Genomic DNA, 22,124 nt, shown 5'->3' on the forward strand with positions numbered 1-22,124 from the left:
TTTATTATATCTTTGTCTAGTACACTGTACATAAGGGTTGATTTTGAAATGATTATGTTTTGCAACACAAATTTCGTCAACCCTTTTTAATTTACAAATAAGTCTAAATCACTTCATAATACCATCAATACGGTAGTAAAAAATAAGCTTATCAAAAAATTTTAATTACCATACGGACTCAAATTATATCACTATTTTAGGTTTTTTCATTAACTATCAAACTGAGGTTATTAGGCTACGATAGCATACAAATCAGCGAAATTTACACGCACGAATGTACGAAAAGTATCCAAAGAAATAAAGATTATTTCGATGATTTGTAATATTTTTTATACTTTAACTAAATAAATACTAGGCCTTTTATGGCACAAAGCCAACCTTTTTAGGGCGGATTGGAGCCATTTTATGTCTGGTATATGCAAGTTATTGATAGTAGTATCTTGCTATTAGGACTCATTTTAAGCTTTTCTATGGAAAAAAAATTCTTGAAACCAAAATTCTACCCTTTGAAAAAAAGTATTGTTTTGTAGTTCGAATCCCCTATATTTACTTAATTTTTAATCAAAATTAAATTAAACGAAGGTTTTTAGACAAGCTGACGTTTAGCTGCAACATTAGCGAACCGTGACAGACAAGAATAATGAAAACATTTAAACAGAATAATTATGACATTTCTTAAAACAAATTTTATCCTGTTTCTTTTTACTTGCCTTTTCAATAATATCTCGCAAGCACAAAAGACGGAGAGCACAGGAATAACCATCGCTGAGATTAAAATAATTCATTCAATTATCTTGAAAGAGGACAGAAAAATTTATGTTTACACTCCTGTAAATCATTCTGAGCCGCTTCCAGTTATCTATTTAATGGATGGAGAAAACATTTCATTAGTAGCTGGCATTGTAGATTTTCTCTATCAAACAAATCAGCTCCCACCAATGATAGTTGTTGGCATTGGCAATTACGAGTATGACAGAGCTCGCGATTTAACACCTACCCACAACCTCCTGAATATGGATGGTACGACAGACAGTATTTTTTGGAAAAACTCAGGAGGAGGCGAAAATTTCCTGAAATTTATAAAGGATGAAGTAATGTCGTATGTAGAGAAGAATTACAATCCTTCGCCTAACAAAATATTTTTCGGACATTCTTTAGGTGGTTTAATGTCTGCTTACTGTCTGTTAAATCATCCTGAAATGTTTAACTCATATATTGCAGTTAGTCCGTCTCTTTGGTGGGACAAAGAATCCATTTTCAAAAACTCTGACATACTATTTAAAAACAAAGACTATAGCCATAAATCAATCTTTTTCAGTGATGGCAATGAAGGTGCTGAATATCATAAAAGTGTTAGCAAACTGAAATCTTTGCTTCAACAAAAGAATATAATAGGATTAAGATATAAGTATATTCCTTATCCCGAAGAAACACACAATTCAGAATTAGTGAAGACAACACAGGACGGATTAAATTTTATCTTTGAAAATTGGAAACCAGCAAAGTCTGACACAACTCTTGAATTGGTAGTAAAGTTCTACGAAAATCGCTCGGAGAAAAATGGATTTCAAGAATTGCCACCCGAACAAGTAATCAATGAAGTGGGTTACAAATTTTTAAACACACCAAACAAATTGGATGAAGCTATAAAGTGTTTTGAATTAAATACTAAATATTATCCAACTTCATTTAATGCTTTTGATAGCTTAGGTGATGGTTATTCAGCAAAAGGCGACAAAGTAAAAGCAATAGCAGCTTACAAAAAATCAATTGCAGTAAATCCAAATGTAGAGGAGACACAAAAGAAGTTGAAAGCACTAGAATAAATGCAGCAGCTAACAGCTAGAGTTTCGTTTCGTGCGCAGCACGAACAATGAAACTCCGGTTGAACGAAACCGGAGTACCTGCCGTCAACACTATCGAGTTATCGTAAAGTTTTGAGAGAATAGCAAGAGGATTTAGTGTCCTTTTTTTTTTTGGAGTGGTTTTAAGCTTGGTTACCCGCCGGTTCTCGTTTGTCCACGTTCTGTGGCGCTCGATTGTATCGAGTGCCAACTTAAATTCAAAGACAAATCGTAGCGTTTGCAAAGCAGAAAACTAAAACAGGAGTGACTTTAATATGTATCATCCTGTTTTTATGATTCCCTTAAAAATAATATGTTTGATAAAAAAATGCCTTAAAAACACAAAGCCACAGATAGTGCTTTAAAAACCAACGATATAACTTCTTTATACCCTGAAGAAAAAACACTACATTTACCGTACTTTTAACCAATACTGATTCAACTTGAAAAAAATAATACTACTTTCAATTCTGTTTATTGCTACCAATTTATTTTCTCAAACCTATCCTGACAGCCAAAAAGACGGGAAATATTACACCATTAATGGCGCAAAAATATGGGTGGTCACTTTTGGAAAAGGAGATCCTCTATTTTTAATTCCAGGAGGTCCAGGAGGCAGCCACTTTGGACTTCGAAGTTTTGATGCGTTGTCATCTACCAATACATTGGTATATTTTGACGGTTTTGGTCGTGGTAAATCCGATGTTGCCAAAGACGTAAAAGAATATTCGCTCCAGAGAGACATCGACGATTTAGAAGCATTAAGAAAAGCAATGGGATATGCTGCCATTAATGTCCTCGGACATTCTTATGGTGGTTTAGTAGCACAAGGCTATGCCATTCAACATCCACAAAACACTAAACATCTTATTATTGCCAACTCCTTTCACAGCTATTTGATGTGGCAGGAAAATGATGACAACTCGAATCGCGAAATAAAAACAAATTACCCGGAAGTTTGGGAGGATTTAAAGAAAATCCGTGACAAGGGCGCTATCTCAAGCGATTCCATTCATCAGGCAATTTATGGTAAAGTGCCTTATGGTTTCCTTTATGCTTACAATCCCGATAAATTTATTTCAAGAGGCAAAAAACCATATCCCAATCCTTTGAATACTAAATTGTACTACCAAATGGTTGGTAAAGACGGTGATTTTACGGTAAGCAGTGACATTGGAAAATTTGATTTCAGAAAACAATTGAAAGATTTAAAAATGCCTATCCTCATTATTGGCGGAAGATATGACCGAGTTGCCGTGCCATTCATGATGGTAAAATACAAAGAATATTGTCCTCAGGCAAAATTTGTGATGTTTGAAAAAAGTGGACATAATCCGCAAATCGAACAGCCCGAGGAAGACTTTGCCCTTATTCGGGAATTTCTGGAGAAATAAGAAATACAAACCCATAAAAAAAACAAAAAATCCTAATTTTCGGATTTTTAATTTCCTTACATCTTCATTTCCGCCATGGGGTCACTCCCATTTCTGAAAATATATTCACTATTTATGCCATAAGCACCAGTAATCACTATTTTTTTAGTGGCATCAATTGCTGATTTGATTTCAATCATCCCATCAGTTTCCACACCGGTTTCTACCATTAGATTTTCAAAAACACCCGGTCTTTTTTCGACCCAAATATAGGCCGAGTTTTCTTCTCGAATTACCGCATCTATTGGGATAAACAATCCTTTTTGTCTGGGTTGCGATAATTTGGCAATAGCCTGCATTCCTGGCTTCAAGAGCAAATTAGGATTCTGGATTTCCATCCGAATCAACAGCAATCTGGAGTCTGGATTGATCTCCGGATTAATAAATGAAACCTTAGCGTCGATGGTTTTGTCGGAATAATCGGTAAAGGATATACTGGCATTTTGTCCTATTTTCAGATTTTTGGCATAATTCACGTTGACTTGTGTTTCCAACCAAAGATTATTCAAATCCGCCAACTTAATAATTCCGGATCCTTCCATGGCGTAACTGCCTTCGGTGGTCATTATTTCCGAAATAGTTCCGCTGTAAGTACTGTAAAAAGTCGTACGTGGCGAAACATCCTTTCCAGTTTTAATGCTTTCGATTTGGGCATTGGTTAAGCCAAAGAACAACAGTTTTTGTTTGGCTGCACCAAGTAAATTTTTGGCATTCTTTCCAAAATCACCCGGCATTGAAAGTTGTTTGTAAGCCAATACATAATCTTGTTTAGCAATGGCAATATCTTCGCTGTACAAAACATAAACCGGTGCGCCTTTGCTGACATAATCACCAGCGGTTTTGAAATACAACTTTTCTATTCGCCCCATCGAACGTGCCGAAATTGTCTTGATTCTTTCCTGATTAATGATCAAAACTCCTGTGTATGTTTGTTCTAGACTACTGTTCGCTTCCAAAATAGTTTGGGTGGTAATGTTCCCCAATTGTATTTGCTGCTTGCTCAAACTGATTTCGTTAGCCTCTGTATCATCCTGCTTTATCGGAGTCAATTCCATTTGACAAATTGGACATTTTCCGGGTCTATCTTCCTTTATTTGTGGATCCATCGAGCAAGTATATAAAGTAGTTGGGTCTTGGGTCTTGGGGTTTTGATCTTGGTTTTTAGAATTGCAGGCAATAAAAAAAACGGTTAGCAGTATATAAAATAGTGTTCTCATTAGTTATTGGTTTTTAATGAAGCTTTCGCTGTCTATTAAATAATTCCCGTTTTCGGCAATGGAATCCTGAACGGAAATGCCATCCATAATCTGGATAAAATCGGCTATTTCAGTTCCTATTTTTATGGAGGTTGCCTTAAAACCATTTCCCATTTTCACAAAAACAATCTTTTTAGTTCCAATGCTGACCATCGCCTCTTTAGGGATCCAAATTCCTTTTATAGGATTCGTTTTTACAACACCTTGCAATCGCAGACCAATGGGTAATTTGGATGTACTATTGTTCAAATAAACCCGAATCCTGTTGGTTTTATCCGCTGGATTAAATTGGGTTTCAATAAAATTAATTCGGGCACTAATAAAATTGGTTTCATCTAATTCTGTTGAAATCCGAATGGATTGATTGGTTTTAATGAAACGGTTAAAACCTTGGCTGACATTGAAAACTCCCCAGACTTTATCAGTGTTTAATAACTTGAAAACGGTTTGGCTTTTCTTGATATAATCGCCTTCTTTAATCGATAATGGTTCAGTACTTCCGCTTGAATTTTGCATAATAGCACCAGTGACTTTAGTCATACTGTCCGTTCCTTCAATATTTCCTGAAGCCGGGCTGTAAATCGAAATGATAGGATTTGATTTTCTGGTGGAAACTAAATCTTTGATTTGGCTATTCGTCATTCCGTAAAGCAATAATTTGTCTTTGGAGGCATTAATAATCGATTCATGATTCCCTATTTCATCAGAAACCAAATAAAGGAAATTTTGCTGTTCCGTCAATAATTCCGGGCTGTACAAATCGAATAATTTTTGTCCTTTCGACACTCTTTGAAATTTGTAATTTACATACATTCGTTCAATTCTGCCATTCATTCGGGCGGCAATATTCACCGCTGCATTAGGGTCGTAAGCCACAATCCCCGGCAAATTTATTTCAGTTGTTAAGGTAGTGTCTTTGGGTATTGTGGTTTTGTAATTCCCAATAATGAAATTGTCCGTTGGTTTCAAAAGATTGTCAATGGATTTATTTTCAACAACTTCATTCCGCACTACTTTTTTTACCAAAGTCATTCCACAAATAGGGCAACTCCCGGGTTTATCCCGAATAATTTCTGGATGCATCGAACAGGTATAATCCTCGGTTTGATGATCGATTTCCGAATGTTGGCTAGGTTTTATAGCTAAGAAATAGATTGCGAATCCAATAATTGCAATACCTAGAGCAACTAAACCATATTTTAGATAGCTATTCATAACCCATTGGTTTCTAGTTGTTTTTCTATTTCTACTTTTGCAGTTAAGATAGCCTGCAATTTATCCAGTGAATCCATTTGAGCCATATTCACAGCTTCCCAGGCATCCAAAACATCAAATAAATCACCAGTATTGTTTTGCCAAGCCAAAATTGAAGCATCGTAACTTCCCCTCAAAGTGGGAATGATGGTTTTCTCCGCAATCTCATATTGCTTTTTCAAAGTAGTCAATTCATTGGTCATACCGGAAATCATCCCGGTGGCTTCATTTAAAATCATTTGCTTTTGCCAATTCAAACTTTCATTTTTAATTTTAAAACTATTGATGTTGGCTTTGTTTACCGTGGTGGACCAAGGTACTGGAATAGTGATCATTCCCATTAAGGAAAATTGCTGTGGCTGTTGGCCAAAGGCAAACATATGATCGTATTTGACTCCAAATTCGGGTAAAAACTTTGATTTTTCAGATTCAATTTTTAATGCGTTGAGTGCCATCGTTTTTTCGATGGCCTTGACATCACTACGACTTTTTGAAAGTGAAGCTGTATCTATTTTTATTTCATTAATATCAATAAATTTAAAAGTTGAATTAATTTCAAAAGCGCTGTTTTTATCTCTGGCCATCAACATATTCAGCACCACCCGTTTTTGACAAATTTCATTTTGCATCATCAGTATCGTGTTTTCCAATTCACTGTAGCGAGCGGTTGCCTTATAATGCGTCGACAATTTATCCATACTGTATTTGTACCGAATTTCCATGCTCTTAATCATATAGTCCAAAAGCAGTAAATTATCGTTGGCCACTTTCAGTTTTTTATTGAGTACCAGCCATTGGTAATAATTAGTTTTGGCCAAAGCGTTCAATTGATTGATGGTATAGTTTTTATTTTCGACTTCGACCGAAGACATGGCGTTCATATAATTGGAATCGGCTTTTAACCTCGAAGCATTGGGAATCATTTGGGTAACACCCACCATATACATTCCCAATCCGGAAAAATCGCCTTTTGCTTTCCACAATTTAGTGTTGTACGGCGTTAAAAAAAATCCCGTTTCCACTTGTGGTGCCGTCCAGCTTCTGGCTCCGCTTGCCGCTGCATTCATACTTTGAATTTCGGCATCGTACATTTTTAATTGCGGATTGTTTTCTTTGACAAGAACTAAAACTTCGTCTAAAGAAAGTGTTTGAGCTTTGCCGCCTGTGAGATTTAAAATCAAACAGCATAAAACGAAATAATATTTAATGTTTTGCATCTATAAGATCTATTTTGCCTTTTGTTCTCAATTCGCGGAGTTTTACCATTTCGAAAACAACAGGAGTTACTAATAATACATAAATTGTGGAGGTAATGGTACCTCCAATAAGTGGAACCGTGATAGGCAACATAACGTCTGCGCCGGTTCCTGTTGCCCAAAGAATTGGGATTAATCCAAATAAGGAAACCGAAACGGTCATTAGTTTTGGCCGTAATCTTTTGGCCGAACCTTCAATGATATAGTCCCTTAAAATTTCCTCGGTGATAGTTTCGGAACTGTTGCCGTGTTTAGCTACCATTTTATTCATCGCTTCATTGAGGTAAATGGTAATGAGCATCGCCGTTTCGACGGCTAAACCAAATAAGGCTATAAACCCAACCGCCACGGCCACCGACAAGTTAATTCCATAAAAATAAACCATAAAAATCCCGCCAATCAGTGCAAATGGAACAGTAATCATTGTAATCAAAGCCTCTTTCATAGAGCGGTAAGTAAAATACAAAATGAGAAAAATAATAAGGACAACAATGGGCAAAATCATTCTCAATGTCTTGTTGGCTCGAATTTGGTTTTCCCATTGTCCGCTCCATTCCACATAATAACCTTTGGGCATCTTGGTCATCATGGCATCAAGTTTTTTCTGGGCTTCTTTTACGGTGCTTCCTAAATCTCGGTCTCGAACATTAAACAAAACGCTGCCACGAAGCATAGCGTTTTCACTGTTAATCATTGGTGGGCCATTGCTTATTTTCACATCAGCAACGGTTTCTAAAGGAATGGGGCCAAATTGCATCGTCTGAACTTGGAGTTTTTTCAAGGCGTCCAAACTATTTCTGTATTCCTGCGCATAGCGTGCATTGACCGAAAAACGTTGCCTTCCTTCGATTGTGGTGGTGAGTTTCATTCCCCCAATCGCCGCTTCTACCACAGTATTAATATCGTCAATCGAAAGCCCATAGCGACCAATCACTTCACGTTTAGGCACAATATCAATATATTTTCCGCCCGTAATGGGTTCTGCATACAAATCTTTCACACCCGATGTTCCTTCCAGAGCTTTCTTGATTTTCTGTGACAACACATTGATGGTATCGAGACTGGCACCATAAATTTTAATTCCCACATCGGTTCTGATTCCTGTCGAAAGCATATTAATTCGGTTGATAATGGGCTGTGTGAAACCATTGGTCACTCCCGGAATTTGCAGTTTATTGTTGATTTCTGTCACAATATCGGCTTTCGTTTTGCCTTCTCTCCATTCATTATGGGGTTTGAGCAAAACAATCGTTTCAATCATACTGATAGGACTATTATCGGTCGCAGTATTTGCTCTCCCTGCCTTTCCTAATACGTGAGCCACTTCGGGAATCGACTTAATCAATTTGTCCTGAACTTGTAAAATTCGTTTTACTTCAGAATTGGATACATCTGGCAAAGTAACTGGCATAAACAGAATTGAACCTTCATCCAATGGTGGCATAAATTCGGAGCCCAATCTGGTGAACATTAACACTCCAATCAATAAAGCAACAATATTAATGCCTAAAACTGTTTTTCTCCATTTTAGACAATAAGTCAAAATTGGAGTATAAATGCTTTCCAGTTTTCGATTAATTGGGTTTTTATGTTCCGGGCGAAGTTTGCCTTTTAGCAAAAAGCTAATCAAAACTGGCGTGAGCGTAATGGCAAAAAAGGCATCGACAATAAGGATTAAGGATTTTGTCCAAGCCAGGGGACTGAATAATTTACCTTCCATTCCGGTAAGAAGAAACACAGGAAGAAAGGAGGCAATTACGATTATGGTTGAATAAAAAACACCCGGCCCAACTAATTTTGAAGAAACTTCAACAATCTTGAGTCGTTCTTCGGAAGTAAGTGGATCCTGTTTTCTTTTGAATATTTTTTTGAATAAATTTTTCATTCCAATAGATTAAAGATTATGGTCCAATTCCTCCTGTTTCTCTGAAATATTCCGATAGGCATTTTCGACCATTACAATTCCGTCGTCAACCAAAACACCAATGGCCAAAGCGATTCCCGTGAGGGACATAATATTGGAAGAAATTCCAAATGCCTGAAGGAATATAAAAGCGGTGGCAACCGAAATTGGAATCTGAATCAGGATGATTAGAGCACTTCGCCAATGAAAAAGGAAAATCAGCACAATGATGGAAACAGCGATCATCTCTTCCAGTAAAGTTCCTTTTACGGATTCAACGGCTTTTTCAATTAGTTCGCTTCTGTCATAGGAAGTTTTGAAAGTGACACCTTCAGGAAATCCTTTTTCGACTTCTTTCATTTTTAATTTTATGGCTTTGATGACCTTATCGGCATTTTCGCCGTAACGCATTACCACGATTCCACCCACGACTTCTCCGGTTCCGTTTTGGTCAAAAATTCCCAAACGCAAGTCGCCACCCATTTGTACCGAACCCACATCACTGACTTTTACAGGAACTGAATTGTAGTTTTTAATGGCTATTTTTTCAACGTCTTTGATGTTTTTGATGTAGCCTAGCCCTCTGACAATATAAGATCGGTCGCTCATTTCAAACTTTCGCCCCCCCACATCGTTGTTATTGGCCTTGACTGCGTTCATCACTTCCATCATACTCACGTTGTAGTATTGCATCTTAAGAGGGTCTAAAACCAATTGATATTGTTTTTCAAATCCTCCAAACGAAGCGACTTCGGCAACGCCAGGAACCGTTTGCAGGGCAAATTTCACATACCAATCTTGCAAGGCACGTTGCTCACCTAAATCCATTCCTTTTGTATCTAGAGTGTACCAAAAGATATGACCAACTCCTGTTCCGTCTGGCCCAAGAGTGGGAACCACGTTTTGAGGTAATAAGCGTTGGGCATAATTAAGCCTTTCCAAAACACGGGTTCTGGCCCAATAAGGGTCAACGTTGTCTTCAAAAATGATGTAAACAAAGCTCATCCCAAACATAGAAGCTCCCCGAATATTCTTAACTTTTGGAATTCCTTGTAAATTGGAAACCAAAGGATAAGTAACTTGATTTTCTATAACTTGAGGACTCCTCCCCATCCATTCTGTAAAAACAATAACTTGATTTTCGGATAAATCGGGAATGGCATCGATTGGATTTTGTTGTATACTGTAAATGCCCCAGCAAAATAAAGCAGCAGAAACGAGTAGAACGATAAAACGGTTTTTTAACGAGAATGATATTAGTTTTTCTACCATAAGGCTTTAATTACAGATAATCTATTCCTTCCCAAAAGATAGGGAAGGAATAGATTTAGAATTTATTTAACTTCTTTGGTTAATTTCATTCCGCATTTTGTACATTTATCGTTCAATTTGCCCTGAGATTCCGGATGCATCGGACAAGCATAAATTTTTGCTTTGCTGTCATTTACCTTGGTAGAATCTTTTTCCATCATCGGAGTATTTGTTTCAACATCTTTGCTTTTTTGGTTACAGGAAACCAGTACGAAAGCCATTATAATGGCAGAAAAAATTATATTTTTCATTTTAAATATTTTAGAGATTAAAGTTAAAAAGCCTTTAGATATAGAGTCTATTGGCTTTAAATTACTGAAATTATTATTTTATCTTTTTTCTTTTATTTCTATCATTTCCATTCCACATTTAGAGCATTTATCTCCCTTTTTTCCAATAAAATCAGGGTGCATTGGACAAACATATTTTGTTTCAACAATAGCAGATGTTTGGCTACCTTTTACTGCCGTATTATGCTTTAATTCTGTAATTTTTACCATTTTTATTCCACATTTACCACATTTACCCTCTTTCATACTCATCTGATCGGGATGCATTGGACAGGCATAAGCCATTTTATAAGCTTCATTTTTACTCATTTCCTTTCCACATTTAGTACATTTTCCAGGTTTATCGGAAGTGGAACCGTCCATTTTGCAAATGTATTTGGCTTCAACAACTGTTGATGCCTGACTTCCCTTAACCGCTGCATTGTGTTGTATTTTGGTAGTTTTTACCAATTCCGTTCCGCATTTGCTGCATTTTCCTTCTTTTATACTCACCTCATTAGGATGCTTTGGACAGGTATAAATTGTTTTTTGAGTTTCTTCTTTTGAAGGTTTTGTGCTGTTTTGAGCTGATGCTCCTGTGCTAACTGCTAAGAATACGCTTAGTACGATTATTAATATTTTCATTTTTTGTTGTTTTAAATTGATATAATCAAAATTACGCAATTATTACAAATAATCTTCAAGAATTTTGTAAAATAGTTGCTAAAATTTATAGGTTTTCCATACTTATCCTGTCAAATTCACAAAATTGTCAATACAATATTTGATTTAAAAAAGACGTAACTATGGCTGTAAAAAAAGGGGTTTTAGCTTATTTTAGGAATAAGCCAAATAGAATGGAAACCAGAAGAAAGATTGGTTTCTGAATTGAAATAATTTTGTTGTTTTTCTGAAAAATCAAAATTGTTACTTTTAAATTTTATTTCAAAAAAAGCAATACTAAATTGAACTGATGAAGTGGTACAATTAGAATGACCACATTTTCCGTTGCAAGAGTCTTCGTGTTCCTTATTTTTCGAATGATTTGCAATTTTATAACAATCCTTTTTTTCTATATTAGAATTAGGAGTTTCTGTATTGCAACATGATTTTCCGGATTTCATTTCACAAGCAATTGTCAACGATGGCATCAAGAAGAAACCAACGGTAACAATCAATAGTATTATGTGAAATTTTTTTCTCATTGCAATTTAATAATGTTCAAAGTTATGAAAATATTTTATTTTAATATTAAAAATATGCTAAAAATTATCTTCAATTTCGAAACTGTTTAAAAAAACTATCGTTTTTTTAATATCATAATGTAAAATTCGGTCTTCTTTTACCAAAGGAACTTCCTCACGATACGATTTTAAAAACATTTCGATAAAATCACTTGATTCTAAAGGCCTTCTGTATTCAATAGCTTGCGAAGCATTCATCAATTCAATAGCAAGAATTCGCTCCAGATTTTCCATCACACGCAAGGCTTTTGTAGCGGCATTGGCTCCCATACTAACGTGATCTTCTTGTCCGTTGCTTGAAACAATACTATCAACACTCGCTGGTGTTGCCAATTGTTTGTTTTGGCTGGCAATGCTTGCGGCTGTATATTGGGGAATCATCAAACCTGAATTCAAACCAGGATTATCCACTAAAAAGGCGGGAAGATTTCGTAAACCCGATATCAATTGATACGTTCTTCTTTCGGAAATACTGCCCAATTCGGACAAAGCAATGGCTATAAAATCAAGAGCTAAAGCCAAAGGTTGTCCGTGGAAATTCCCACCGGAAATAATTTGGTCAGTTTCGATAAATATATTGGGATTATCCGTAACCGAATTGATTTCGGTCTTGAAAACTTTTTTAACATAATCAATCGCATCTTTCGAAGCACCGTGAACTTGCGGAATACATCTAAAAGAATACGGATCTTGAACGTGTGTTTTCTCCTGACTTATGATTTCACTTCCCTCCAAAAATTCCTTCACGCGATTGGCTGTTACCATTTGCCCTTTGTGCGGGCGTATAAAATGAATCAACTCGTGAAAAGGTTCAATCCTGCCGTCGAATCCTTCCAAAGAAATAGTTCCGATTAAATCAGCAAAATATGAAAATTTACTGGCTTTCATCAAAATATAAGCACCATAAGCACTCATAAATTGGGTTCCGTTTAATAAAGCCAATCCTTCTTTGGATTGCAACACTATGGGTTTCCAATTGAAATGCTTCAAAACTACACTCGAATGGACTTTTTTGCCTTCAAAAAACACTTCGCCTTCACCCAATAAAGGCAATGACATATGGGCTAAAGGAGCTAAATCGCCCGAAGCACCAAGTGAACCCTGTGAATAAACTATGGGTAAAATATCATGGTTGTAAAAATCGACTAATCGTTCTACAGTTTGCAATTGAATCCCCGAATGACCATAACTCAAAGACTGAATTTTGAGCAACAACATCAATTTGACAATCTCATTCGGAACTTCATCACCAGTTCCACAAGAATGCGATTTTACCAAGTTTTCCTGTAGTTTCGAAAGGTTTTCATTCGAAATTTTGACATTACAAAGCGAACCAAAACCGGTATTAATACCATAAATAGGTTTCGTATGCGAAGCCATTTTGGCATCTAAATAATCCCTGCATTTTTGGATATTAACCTTGGCCTCATCCGATAACGCCAACGATTTATGATGCGAAATAATTTCTTGTAAGGCTTCCAGAGAAAGTACTTGGGTACTTATATAATGTGTATTATCCATTTTAACAGTGGCTTTTGAGAGGTCAAAATTCCACAAACCAATATTAAAAAACAAGATTTTGAAGGTAAAATATTTAATATTCTTTTTTTTGCACTGTGTTTTTTAAAATATTCATAAAAACAGGATAAAAGGTTTTGTTATTTTATAAAAAACTGTACTTTTGAAAAATCAAAATGGCAAATAACAGCAAAACATTTCATTCTTCGATAACAACTCAAACCAGAGTTGCACTTGCTGTTACATTTACTGCTACAACAACTACCACTACCCTTTAGGGGTATACATTTTACATATAATCCAGTTTTCGTGCTTTTTTCTAAATGAAGAGAGTTCATAGGTGTATAAAAACTATTTGCATTTTTAAAATAAAAAAGACATAATGAAAGTATTAAAATTTGGCGGAACTTCGGTAGCCAATGCGCAAAACATAAAACTCGTATTAGATATAGTGATTAAAAAGGCAGAAAAAGAAAAACTAATTGTTGTAGTTTCTGCTTTTACCAAAGTCACTGATTTATTGGTTCTTGCTTCTCAAAAAGCAGCTTCAAGCGACGAAAGCTACAAGGAAATTGTTGCTGAAATCGAGAAAAAACATTTAGACGCTATCAAAGAATTGATACCGGTTAGCGAACAAAGTGGTTTACTAAGCCACATCAAAAGAATCATCAATCACCTCGAAACTTTACTCGACGGCTGTTTCCTTTTGGGCGAATTATCTCCAAGAACTTCAGATACGATTTTGAGTTTTGGCGAATTATTGTCTTCGTATATTATCGCCGAAGCCTTCAAACAAAAACATAAAAATAGCGGGTACAAAGACAGTCGCGAATTGATAAAAACCAACAATAACTTTGGCAAAGCTGCCGTAAAGTTCGAAATCACAAATCCACTAATTGCTGATTATTTTGCTTCCAATGATTCTCAAATAGTAGTGATGCCAGGTTTTATCGCTTCAACTACTGATGGAATTGGCACAACGCTGGGTCGTGGCGGTTCTGATTATACCGCCGCAATTTTAGCAGGAGCTTTAGATGCCTCTGAATTGGAAATCTGGACAGACGTCAACGGAATGTTTACAGCAAACCCAAAAGTGGTGAAACAAGCCCAACCTATTGCCACAATTTCTTATCAGGAAGCCATGGAATTGTCGCATTTTGGCGCCAAAGTATTGTATCCGCCAACAATCCAGCCCGTTTTAAGAAAAAACATTCCCATTTGGATCAAAAACACTTTCGAACCGGAAGCCGAAGGAACTTATATTTCAAGCCAGGATACTTCACATACCAATCCTGTAAAAGGAATCAGCCACATTGACCATATTACTTTGATTACGCTTGAAGGTTCAGGAATGATTGGCGTCGCCGGTTCTTCTAAAAGACTTTTCGAGGTATTGTCACATGAAAATATCAACGTAATTTTTATCACTCAGGCTTCTTCGGAACATTCCATTTGTATCGGAATTCTGGATGTTGATGCCGAAAATGCCGAAAGCGCTATCAATAAAGCTTTTGAAATAGAGATTTCACAAAACAAAATTGATTCTTGCATTGTCGAAAAAAACCTTTGCATCATTGCTTTGGTGGGCGAAAATATGAAAAATCACCAAGGTTTGAGCGGTCGAATGTTCAGCACTTTGGGGAAAAACAATGTAAATATCAGAGCGATTGCTCAGGGAGCTTCCGAAAGAAATATCTCGGCGGTTATCAATGAAAGAGACGTAAAAAAAGCTTTAAATACATTACATGAAAACTTTTTTGAGGAAAACACTAAACAGTTGAATTTGTTCGTGATGGGTGTTGGAAATGTAGGTGAAAAATTCATCTCACAAATCAACCAACAAAAGAAATTCCTAAAAGAAAATCTAAAAATAAACCTTAGAGTGGCGGCCGTGTCCAATTCCAGAAAAATGCTTTTTGATGAAGAAGGAATCGATTTAAAAAATTGGCAGGCACTATTGGAAAATGGAGAAACAGCCAGCAAAGAAACCTTTATTTCAAAGGTAAAGGAACTCAATTTACGCAACAGTATTTTTGTTGATATTACCGCAAATCAAAGTGTTTCCGAGACTTATGAGCAGTATTTAAGGCAAAATATCGCTGTAGTTACTTGTAATAAAATAGCCTGTTCCTCAGCGTATGACAATTACAAAAACCTGAAAAATTTATCCAGAAAATATAATGCACCATTCTTGTTTGAAACCAATGTGGGCGCAGGTTTACCAATAATTGATACCGTTAAAAATTTAATAGCTTCGGGCGATAAAGTCAACAAAATTCAGGCAGTATTGTCCGGAAGTTTGAACTTTATTTTCAACAATTTCGACGAAAATAATTCGTTCCACGATGTGGTAAAAGAAGCCGGAGTTCAAGGATTTACCGAACCAGATCCAAAAATCGATTTGAGCGGTGTGGATGTAGCCAGAAAAATATTAATCCTGATAAGAGAAAGCGGGTACCAAATGGAAATCGAAGATATTCAAAATAATCCTTTCCTTCCAAAGGAATGCATGAGTACAAAAAACAATGATGATTTTTTCAAGTCTTTAATCGCAAATGCGGCTCATTTTGAAAACCTTTTGGCTAAAGCTAAAGCTAAAGACAGCCGATTAAAATTTGTTGCAACTTTCGAAAACGGTAAAGCAGGTGTTGGCTTAGAATTCATCCCAAAAGAAAGTCCGTTCTACAATTTGGAAGGAAAAGACAATATTGTTCAATTTTACACGGATCGTTACATCGACCAACCTTTATTGATAAAAGGTGCTGGTGCCGGTGCTGCGGTAACGGCTTCCGGAATTTTTGCCGACGTAATTCGGGTTGGAAATATTTAAAACCCTCAGCAAGCCAAAAGCCTTAAATTGTCAAAGTATATTTGACTTTAAGACTTTCGACTTTAAGACTATTATTTATGAATGAAATTAAAATATTTTGCCCTGCGACCATTGCCAATCTATCCTGTGGATTTGATGTTTTGGGACTTTGCCTGACTACTGCGGGTGACGAAATGGTTATTCGAAAATCGGATGTAAAAGGCATTCGCATCACTAAAATCGTGGGAGCGGATTTGCCATTGGAAACCGAAAACAATGTCGCTGGTGTTGCCGCCTTGGCAATGTTGGAAGAAGTGGAAACCGAGTTTGGTTTTGAGATAGAAATCTACAAACACATTAAAGCCGGAAGCGGAATCGGCAGCAGTGCAGCCAGTTCTGCGGGAGCTGTTTTTGGAATCAACGAATTGTTGGGACGACCTTTTACCCGAAAAGAATTGGTGAAATTTGCCATGCAAGGCGAAAAATTAGCCAGTGGAAATGCCCACGCCGACAATGTGGCTCCTTGCCTATTGGGCGGTTTTACTTTGGTAAGAAGTTCCAATCCATTGGACATCATCAAAATTGAAAGCCCATCAGAATTGTACGCCACTGTTGTTCATCCTCAAATTGAGTTGAAAACTTCGGATGCGCGTTCCGTGTTAAAACAAACTGTCTCCCTGAAAAGTGCCATTACCCAATGGGGAAATGTAGGCGGATTAGTGGCAGGATTATACACGAAAGATTACGATTTGATTGGACGTTCTTTACACGACGAAATCATCGAACCGGTTCGTAGTATGCTGATTCCAGGTTTTGATTTGATTAAAAAGGCTGCTCTTGAAAACGGAGCCTTGGGTTCAGGAATCTCAGGTTCTGGTCCATCCATTTTTGCGTTGAGCAAAGGAAAGGAAACTGCCGAAAAAATCGCCAAGGCAATGAGTGCCGTATACGACGAAATCAATTTACCTTATGAAATTCACGTTTCAAAAGTGAATCCAGAAGGTGTGAGTATAATAAAATAACAATAACAGATTGCTTTGCTTCATGCTTCGCAACGCCTCGCAATGATAATAAAATGAAATACTACAGTTTAAACCATAATGCCCCCGAAGTTTCTTTCGAAGAAGCCGTGATTCAAGGACTGGCAACCGATAAAGGATTGTATTTTCCGGAATCAATCTCTCCATTACCTAAAGATTTTTTCGAAAATATCGAAAATCTGAGTAACGAAGAAATTGCTTTTGAAGCTATTCTACAATTTGTGGGCGACGAAATTCCTACCGAAATTTTAAAACAAATCATTGCCGAAACCTTATGCTTCGATTTCCCGACGGTAAAAGTCGAGGATAATATTTACGCATTAGAATTGTATCACGGGCCTACAATGGCTTTCAAGGACGTTGGCGCACGCTTTATGTCACGCTGTTTGGCGTATTTCAACAAAGACAAAAAAGACGACACGAACACGGTTCTCGTGGCGACTTCGGGCGATACCGGCGGTGCAGTTGCGAGTGGTTTTCTGGGAGTTCCAGGCGTAGAAGTTATTATTTTATACCCATCTGGAAAAGTGAGCGACATTCAGGAACGCCAATTAACGACTTTGGGACAAAACATCAAAGCATTGGAAGTGAACGGTGTTTTTGACGATTGCCAGGATATGGTCAAAAAAGCTTTTTTGGACGAAAGCCTGAAACATAAAAACCTGACTTCAGCCAACTCAATTAATATAGCCCGTTGGTTGCCGCAAATGTTTTACTTTTTCTTTGCCTACAAGCAATTGAAATCGCAAAACAAACCCTTGGTATTTTCCTGCCCAAGCGGGAATTTCGGGAATATTTGCGCCGGAATTATGGCAAAAAAATTAGGTTTGCCAATCGAACATTTTGTGGCTTCAACCAATATAAATGATACCGTACCAAGATTTTTAGAAAAGGGAAATTACGACCCAAAACCTTCCAAAGCGACTATTTCGAATGCTATGGACGTTGGAAACCCAAGTAATTTTATTCGAATCCAAGAAATGTACAACAACGATTTGGAAAAATTTAAAAAAGATTTCTCTTCCTTTTCATATAACGATAATGAAACTTTGGAAGCGATGAAATCCATCTACAAAACCGATGGTTATATTGCAGAACCTCACGGCGCAGTAGGCTATTTGGGTTTGAAAAAAGAGTTAAAAAACTACCCGAATGCCATTGGAATTTTCTTGGAAACTGCTCATCCCATCAAGTTTTTGGATGTGGTGGAACCGGCATTGAATATAAAACTACCTATTCCAACACAAATAGAAAGCGTGTTGAATAAAGAAAAAATAAGTGTCAAAATTAAAACTTACGAGGAATTGAAAGCTTTTTTGGGGTAATTTTCCAAAAATAATAAGCTATTTATTTATTAGCACTTTATTTTAACCGTAAAGTGCTTTTTTATTGCTGGTTGTTTCCGATTATTTACCAACCCTCGCTAAAACCATTTTCTAAAGCCAACTGAAATTTTTCTACATCAAATTGGTACAAATCTGGTGCTTTGTGTGCGCCTCCCTTTCGGATTTCGTCCAATTTTATTAGAATATCATAACGCAGAATTTTTCGGTAAAAATTCCCGCGATTGAGTTTTTTGTCCAAAATAATTTCATACAATTTTTGAAGTTCGGGCATAGTAAATTTCTCGGGCAATAAATTATAACCAATAGGTTTATGGTTTAATTGTTTTCGAAGTGTACTTAAAGCTTTATCAAAAATACGCCGGTGATCCATCATCAGTTCTGGCAATTCATCAATCGCTTTCCACTCGCAGGCATCAGAGATTTCATCAATAACTAGATTTACATTTGAATAATCAACTAAGGCATAAAATCCTATCGAGAGGAATCGTTGCTTATTCCATATCGTATTGTCAAAATTCTCAAAAAAACCTTCGGAACGATTTAAATCACTAAAAACTCTGAATTGTTGCAAATAAATATTGTCTGCTCCAGTTCTTTGATGAAGAATTCTGTTAGCAGCTTCTTTAATATTCTCCGTTTTTAACACATAGCCTCCAGGAAGTGCCCAAAGATTATTTTCTTTCATTTTGGTAACCAAAACTTTTAAACTTGAATCCTGAAATCCAAAAACGACGCAGTCAATAGACAAATGAGGGATATAGATTTCCCATGCTTTTTTTGATTTTTCTTCAATTATTCTTTTAAACTCCATAAGTACAAATTCAATGCGAAAATACAAAATTGACGCTAACTTTCACTTTGCCAAACTATTTATAAAAAAAACATATTTTTTTTGCAAATATTAAAAAATAAAATTAATATTGCTTCATAATGAAGCAATGAATTACTATTAACTAAATTAACCTTATGAAAAATTACTCATTTTCGAAAATTGCGAAAATATCGCTTCTTTCAACATTAGTTGTTTCTGGAATTTCTTGGAGTAAAAATCCGGGGACTAAAGACACAAACAAACCTTTAATAACTATTAACGGGTTTACCTTTTCTGATTTAAATCAAAACGGAAAATTAGATAAATATGAAGATACACGCCTTCCTATGAATGACAGGATTCAAGATTTGATAAGCAAAATGACCGATGATGAAAAAGCAAGTATGCTTATCGGAATTGGAATGCCAGGATTTGATTTAACTACTTTAAAATTTACGACTGAAGGCTTTCAAGGAAAAGTACCTGGAGCTGCTGGTGGAACATTTGAAATTAAACGACTGGGAATTCCATCGGTTACGGTTTCTGATGGTCCTGCTGGAGTGAGAATTAAACCTACTCGCGTCAATTCAACAGCAACCTATTACGGAACGGCTTTTCCTGTTGGAACCGCATTGGCATCCACTTGGAATACGGAATTAATCAACAATGTTGGAAAAGCAATGGGTAACGAAGTGAAAGAATATGGAATAGATGTTTTACTAGGACCTGGAATGAATATTCACAGAAATCCATTGTGCGGCAGAAACTTCGAATATTATTCTGAAGATCCATTATTGACAGGTAAAATTTCAGCGGCAATCGTAAATGGTATTCAATCGAATGGGGTTGGAACTTCGGTAAAACATTTCGCAGCAAACAATCAGGAACGCAATCGTATGGGTGTAAATGCTCATATTAGCGAAAGAGCCTTGCGTGAAATCTATTTAAGAGGTTTTGAAATCACTGTAAAAGAAGCACAACCGTGGACTGTTATGTCTTCTTATAACTTAGTTAATGGTTCTTATACTTCTGCAAGAAAAGATTTATTGACAACCGTATTAAGAAATGAATGGGGTTTTAAAGGCTTAGTGATGACTGATTGGTTTGGTGGTTACCTAAATTTTATAGCGCCATTAAAAAAAGAAACTCCTAGTAGCGATGTAACTACGCAATTATCGGCTGGGAATGATTTATTAATGCCTGGATTACCTAATCAAAAACAAGCCATTTTAGACAATATAAAAAGCGGCAAATTAACCGCAGCAGTGATAAATAAAGATTTAACCCGTATTTTAGAATTGGTAATGAGATCGCCCACAATGAATAATTACAAATATTCTGACCAGCCAAATTTGAAAGCAAATGCCGAAGTGACCAGACAAGCCGCTGCCGAAGGAACTATTTTATTAAAAAATGATAGTAATACGCTACCACTTTCTTCTAAATCAACAAAATTAGCTGTTTTTGGTATAACTTCTTATGATTTTATTTCAGGAGGTACCGGAAGTGGTGATGTTAATGAAGCCTACACAATTTCTTTGATTGACGGTTTAACAAATGCTGATACAAAATCATTAACAAATAGTGATCTTAATAAAATAAACTTAAAAAATAATTCGGCTGGAGATTTATCAAAAGAAAAAAATACTCCAAAAAAACCAATAATATCATATACAATCGACAAAGAATTAGAAGCGGTATATCAACCTTATGTTGTTGAGCAAAAAGCAATAGAAATGGACCGCCGTGAAAAAAATGGTGGACTATTGGCAACTCCAAAACGTATTGTTGAATTAGAATTATCAAAAGAAACCATTCAAAACAAAGCCAATACATCAGAAACAGCCTTAATAACAATTGGCAGAAATGCTGGCGAAGGAGCTGACAGAAATATTGAAGAAGACTTTAATTTAGCTGCTGATGAGGTAAATTTAATAAACAATGTTTCCGAAGCTTTTCACGCAAAAGGAAAAAAAGTAGTTGTAATTCTAAATATTGGTGGTGTAATTGAAACTGCAAGTTGGAAAGATAAAGTTGATGCCATTATTTTGCCTTGGCAACCGGGTCAGGAAGGTGGAAATTCTGTAGCCTATGTTCTCTCTGGAAAAGTAACTCCTTCCGGAAAATTGACAATGACTTTTCCTGTAAAATATGAAGATACACCTTCAGCTAAAAACTGGATTGGAACACCTGCCGAAAATCCAACAAGCGTAAATTATGAAGAAGGAATTTATGTGGGTTACCGTTATTTTAATACGTTCAACGTAAAACCATCTTATGAATTTGGTTACGGATTATCTTATACAAGTTTTGATATTTCTGGTTTGAAATTAAGCGCTGCAACTTTTGCAAACAAATTAACTGCTACTGTAACGGTAAAAAATACAGGTAAAACAGCAGGAAAAGAAGTAGTACAATTATATCTTTCGGCTCCATCAAAAAATATTGACAAACCAAGTTCAGAATTGAAAGCTTTTGCCAAAACAAAATTATTACAACCCGGAGAAAGTCAAACAATTACTTTAACCATAAACCCTAAAGATTTGGCTTCATTTGTAACTGCTAAAAATGCTTGGATTGCCGAAGCTGGTGCTTATAAAGTAGCCATTGGAACATCATCATCAAACATCAAACAAACGGCGAGTTTTTCTTTAGCCAAAGAATTAATTGTTGAAAAAACAAATTCTTCGTTTGCTTCTGATACCAAATTTTCAGATTTGAAACATTAGTCGGTGCATCAAATTCTTTATACAACTGCTGCAAAGAAGTAGCTCTTAAAAAACCCCGCAATTTTGCGGGGCTTAAATACTTATTAAAACTGTACTACAAT

General features: G+C 36.2%; 14 protein-coding genes and 1 pseudogene. 6 read left to right on the forward strand and 9 right to left on the reverse strand.

Features of this window, described 5'->3' with window-relative positions; translation table 11 throughout:
* Positions 1-665 precede the first annotated feature (665 nt).
* Together IR213_RS10685 and IR213_RS10690 are read left to right on the forward strand one after the other, a co-directional pair.
* The gene (locus IR213_RS10685) at positions 666-1,826 is read left to right on the forward strand and encodes an alpha/beta hydrolase-fold protein (protein ID WP_194312310.1); all 1,161 of its coding nucleotides are present in this window, start codon (positions 666-668) and stop codon (positions 1,824-1,826) included.
* A 461-nt stretch (positions 1,827-2,287) separates the two neighbouring features.
* Positions 2,288-3,238, forward strand: coding sequence for an alpha/beta fold hydrolase (locus IR213_RS10690; RefSeq protein WP_194312311.1), 951 nt, complete (start codon positions 2,288-2,290; stop codon positions 3,236-3,238).
* Positions 3,239-3,294: 56 nt separating this feature from the next.
* Here the strand turns inward: IR213_RS10690 and IR213_RS10695 are convergent, their stop codons facing one another.
* The 8 genes and pseudogenes from IR213_RS10695 to hutH form a co-directional block, all read right to left on the reverse strand.
* Positions 3,295-4,494 carry an efflux RND transporter periplasmic adaptor subunit gene (locus IR213_RS10695; RefSeq protein WP_194312312.1) on the reverse strand — a complete coding sequence of 400 codons (1,200 nt, stop codon included), beginning with the start codon at positions 4,492-4,494 and terminating at the stop codon, positions 3,295-3,297.
* A 3-nt stretch (positions 4,495-4,497) separates the two neighbouring features.
* Complete coding sequence (locus IR213_RS10700; RefSeq protein WP_194312313.1) at positions 4,498-5,748, reverse strand: efflux RND transporter periplasmic adaptor subunit; 1,251 nt, start codon at positions 5,746-5,748, stop codon at positions 4,498-4,500.
* Positions 5,745-7,004: a TolC family protein gene (locus IR213_RS10705; protein ID WP_194312314.1), complete on the reverse strand. Its 1,260-nt coding sequence runs from the start codon at positions 7,002-7,004 to the stop codon at positions 5,745-5,747. Before IR213_RS10705 ends, IR213_RS10700 begins: the two co-directional genes overlap by 4 nt.
* Positions 6,991-10,218 (reverse strand): annotated as a pseudogene (locus tag IR213_RS16630) (efflux RND transporter permease subunit). Before IR213_RS16630 ends, IR213_RS10705 begins: the two are co-directional and overlap by 14 nt.
* Positions 10,219-10,280: 62 nt before the next feature.
* Positions 10,281-10,508 carry a heavy metal-binding domain-containing protein gene (locus IR213_RS10720; protein ID WP_194312317.1) on the reverse strand — a complete coding sequence of 76 codons (228 nt, stop codon included), beginning with the start codon at positions 10,506-10,508 and terminating at the stop codon, positions 10,281-10,283.
* A 78-nt stretch (positions 10,509-10,586) separates the two neighbouring features.
* Positions 10,587-11,171 carry a heavy metal-binding domain-containing protein gene (locus tag IR213_RS10725; RefSeq protein ID WP_194312318.1) on the reverse strand — a complete coding sequence of 195 codons (585 nt, stop codon included), beginning with the start codon at positions 11,169-11,171 and terminating at the stop codon, positions 10,587-10,589.
* 182 nt (positions 11,172-11,353) lie between these two features.
* Complete coding sequence (locus IR213_RS10730) at positions 11,354-11,731, reverse strand: hypothetical protein (protein ID WP_194312319.1); 378 nt, start codon at positions 11,729-11,731, stop codon at positions 11,354-11,356.
* A 57-nt stretch (positions 11,732-11,788) separates the two neighbouring features.
* The gene (gene hutH, locus IR213_RS10735) at positions 11,789-13,291 is read right to left on the reverse strand and encodes a histidine ammonia-lyase (protein ID WP_194312320.1); all 1,503 of its coding nucleotides are present in this window, start codon (positions 13,289-13,291) and stop codon (positions 11,789-11,791) included.
* A 379-nt stretch (positions 13,292-13,670) separates the two neighbouring features.
* Between hutH and thrA the strand changes: the two genes are divergently transcribed.
* The 3 genes from thrA to thrC all read left to right on the forward strand — a co-directional run bounded on the left by thrA (position 13,671) and on the right by thrC (position 18,462).
* Positions 13,671-16,118, forward strand: a complete 2,448-nt coding sequence (gene thrA / locus IR213_RS10740) for a bifunctional aspartate kinase/homoserine dehydrogenase I (RefSeq protein ID WP_194312321.1) — start codon at positions 13,671-13,673, stop codon at positions 16,116-16,118.
* Positions 16,119-16,195: 77 nt separating this feature from the next.
* Positions 16,196-17,119, forward strand: a complete 924-nt coding sequence (locus IR213_RS10745) for a homoserine kinase (RefSeq protein ID WP_194312322.1) — start codon at positions 16,196-16,198, stop codon at positions 17,117-17,119.
* Between the two features lie 53 nt (positions 17,120-17,172).
* Positions 17,173-18,462, forward strand: a complete 1,290-nt coding sequence (thrC, locus tag IR213_RS10750) for a threonine synthase (RefSeq protein ID WP_194312323.1) — start codon at positions 17,173-17,175, stop codon at positions 18,460-18,462.
* An 85-nt stretch (positions 18,463-18,547) separates the two neighbouring features.
* Here the strand turns inward: thrC and IR213_RS10755 are convergent, their stop codons facing one another.
* On the reverse strand, positions 18,548-19,294 hold the full coding sequence (locus tag IR213_RS10755; protein WP_194312324.1) for an NUDIX hydrolase: 747 nt from the start codon (positions 19,292-19,294) through the stop codon (positions 18,548-18,550).
* A 155-nt stretch (positions 19,295-19,449) separates the two neighbouring features.
* Here IR213_RS10755 and IR213_RS10760 point away from each other — a divergent pair, with 155 nt between their 5' ends.
* Positions 19,450-22,023, forward strand: a complete 2,574-nt coding sequence (locus tag IR213_RS10760; protein ID WP_194312325.1) for a glycoside hydrolase family 3 N-terminal domain-containing protein — start codon at positions 19,450-19,452, stop codon at positions 22,021-22,023.
* The last annotated feature ends 101 nt before the right edge of the window (positions 22,024-22,124 follow it).

Origin of the sequence: Flavobacterium soyangense (assembly GCF_015277675.1) — a bacterium.
GTDB classification, from domain to species: domain Bacteria; phylum Bacteroidota; class Bacteroidia; order Flavobacteriales; family Flavobacteriaceae; genus Flavobacterium; species Flavobacterium soyangense.

Bases quoted from the DNA above. Each gene is read 5' to 3' on its own strand.
- IR213_RS10745 (WP_194312322.1), top strand. From the start codon at position 16,196: ATGAATGAAATTAAAATATTTTGCCCTGCGACCATTGCCAATCTATCC.
- IR213_RS10720 (WP_194312317.1), bottom strand. From the start codon at position 10,508: ATGAAAAATATAATTTTTTCTGCCATTATAATGGCTTTCGTACTGGTT.
- IR213_RS10705 (WP_194312314.1), bottom strand. From the start codon at position 7,004: ATGCAAAACATTAAATATTATTTCGTTTTATGCTGTTTGATTTTAAAT.
- IR213_RS10755 (WP_194312324.1), bottom strand. From the start codon at position 19,294: ATGGAGTTTAAAAGAATAATTGAAGAAAAATCAAAAAAAGCATGGGAA.
- thrA (WP_194312321.1), top strand. From the start codon at position 13,671: ATGAAAGTATTAAAATTTGGCGGAACTTCGGTAGCCAATGCGCAAAAC.
- thrC (WP_194312323.1), top strand. From the start codon at position 17,173: ATGAAATACTACAGTTTAAACCATAATGCCCCCGAAGTTTCTTTCGAA.
- IR213_RS10760 (WP_194312325.1), top strand. From the start codon at position 19,450: ATGAAAAATTACTCATTTTCGAAAATTGCGAAAATATCGCTTCTTTCA.
- IR213_RS10685 (WP_194312310.1), top strand. From the start codon at position 666: ATGACATTTCTTAAAACAAATTTTATCCTGTTTCTTTTTACTTGCCTT.
- IR213_RS10700 (WP_194312313.1), bottom strand. From the start codon at position 5,748: ATGAATAGCTATCTAAAATATGGTTTAGTTGCTCTAGGTATTGCAATT.
- IR213_RS10725 (WP_194312318.1), bottom strand. From the start codon at position 11,171: ATGAAAATATTAATAATCGTACTAAGCGTATTCTTAGCAGTTAGCACA.
- IR213_RS10730 (WP_194312319.1), bottom strand. From the start codon at position 11,731: ATGAGAAAAAAATTTCACATAATACTATTGATTGTTACCGTTGGTTTC.
- hutH (WP_194312320.1), bottom strand. From the start codon at position 13,291: ATGGATAATACACATTATATAAGTACCCAAGTACTTTCTCTGGAAGCC.
- IR213_RS10695 (WP_194312312.1), bottom strand. From the start codon at position 4,494: ATGAGAACACTATTTTATATACTGCTAACCGTTTTTTTTATTGCCTGC.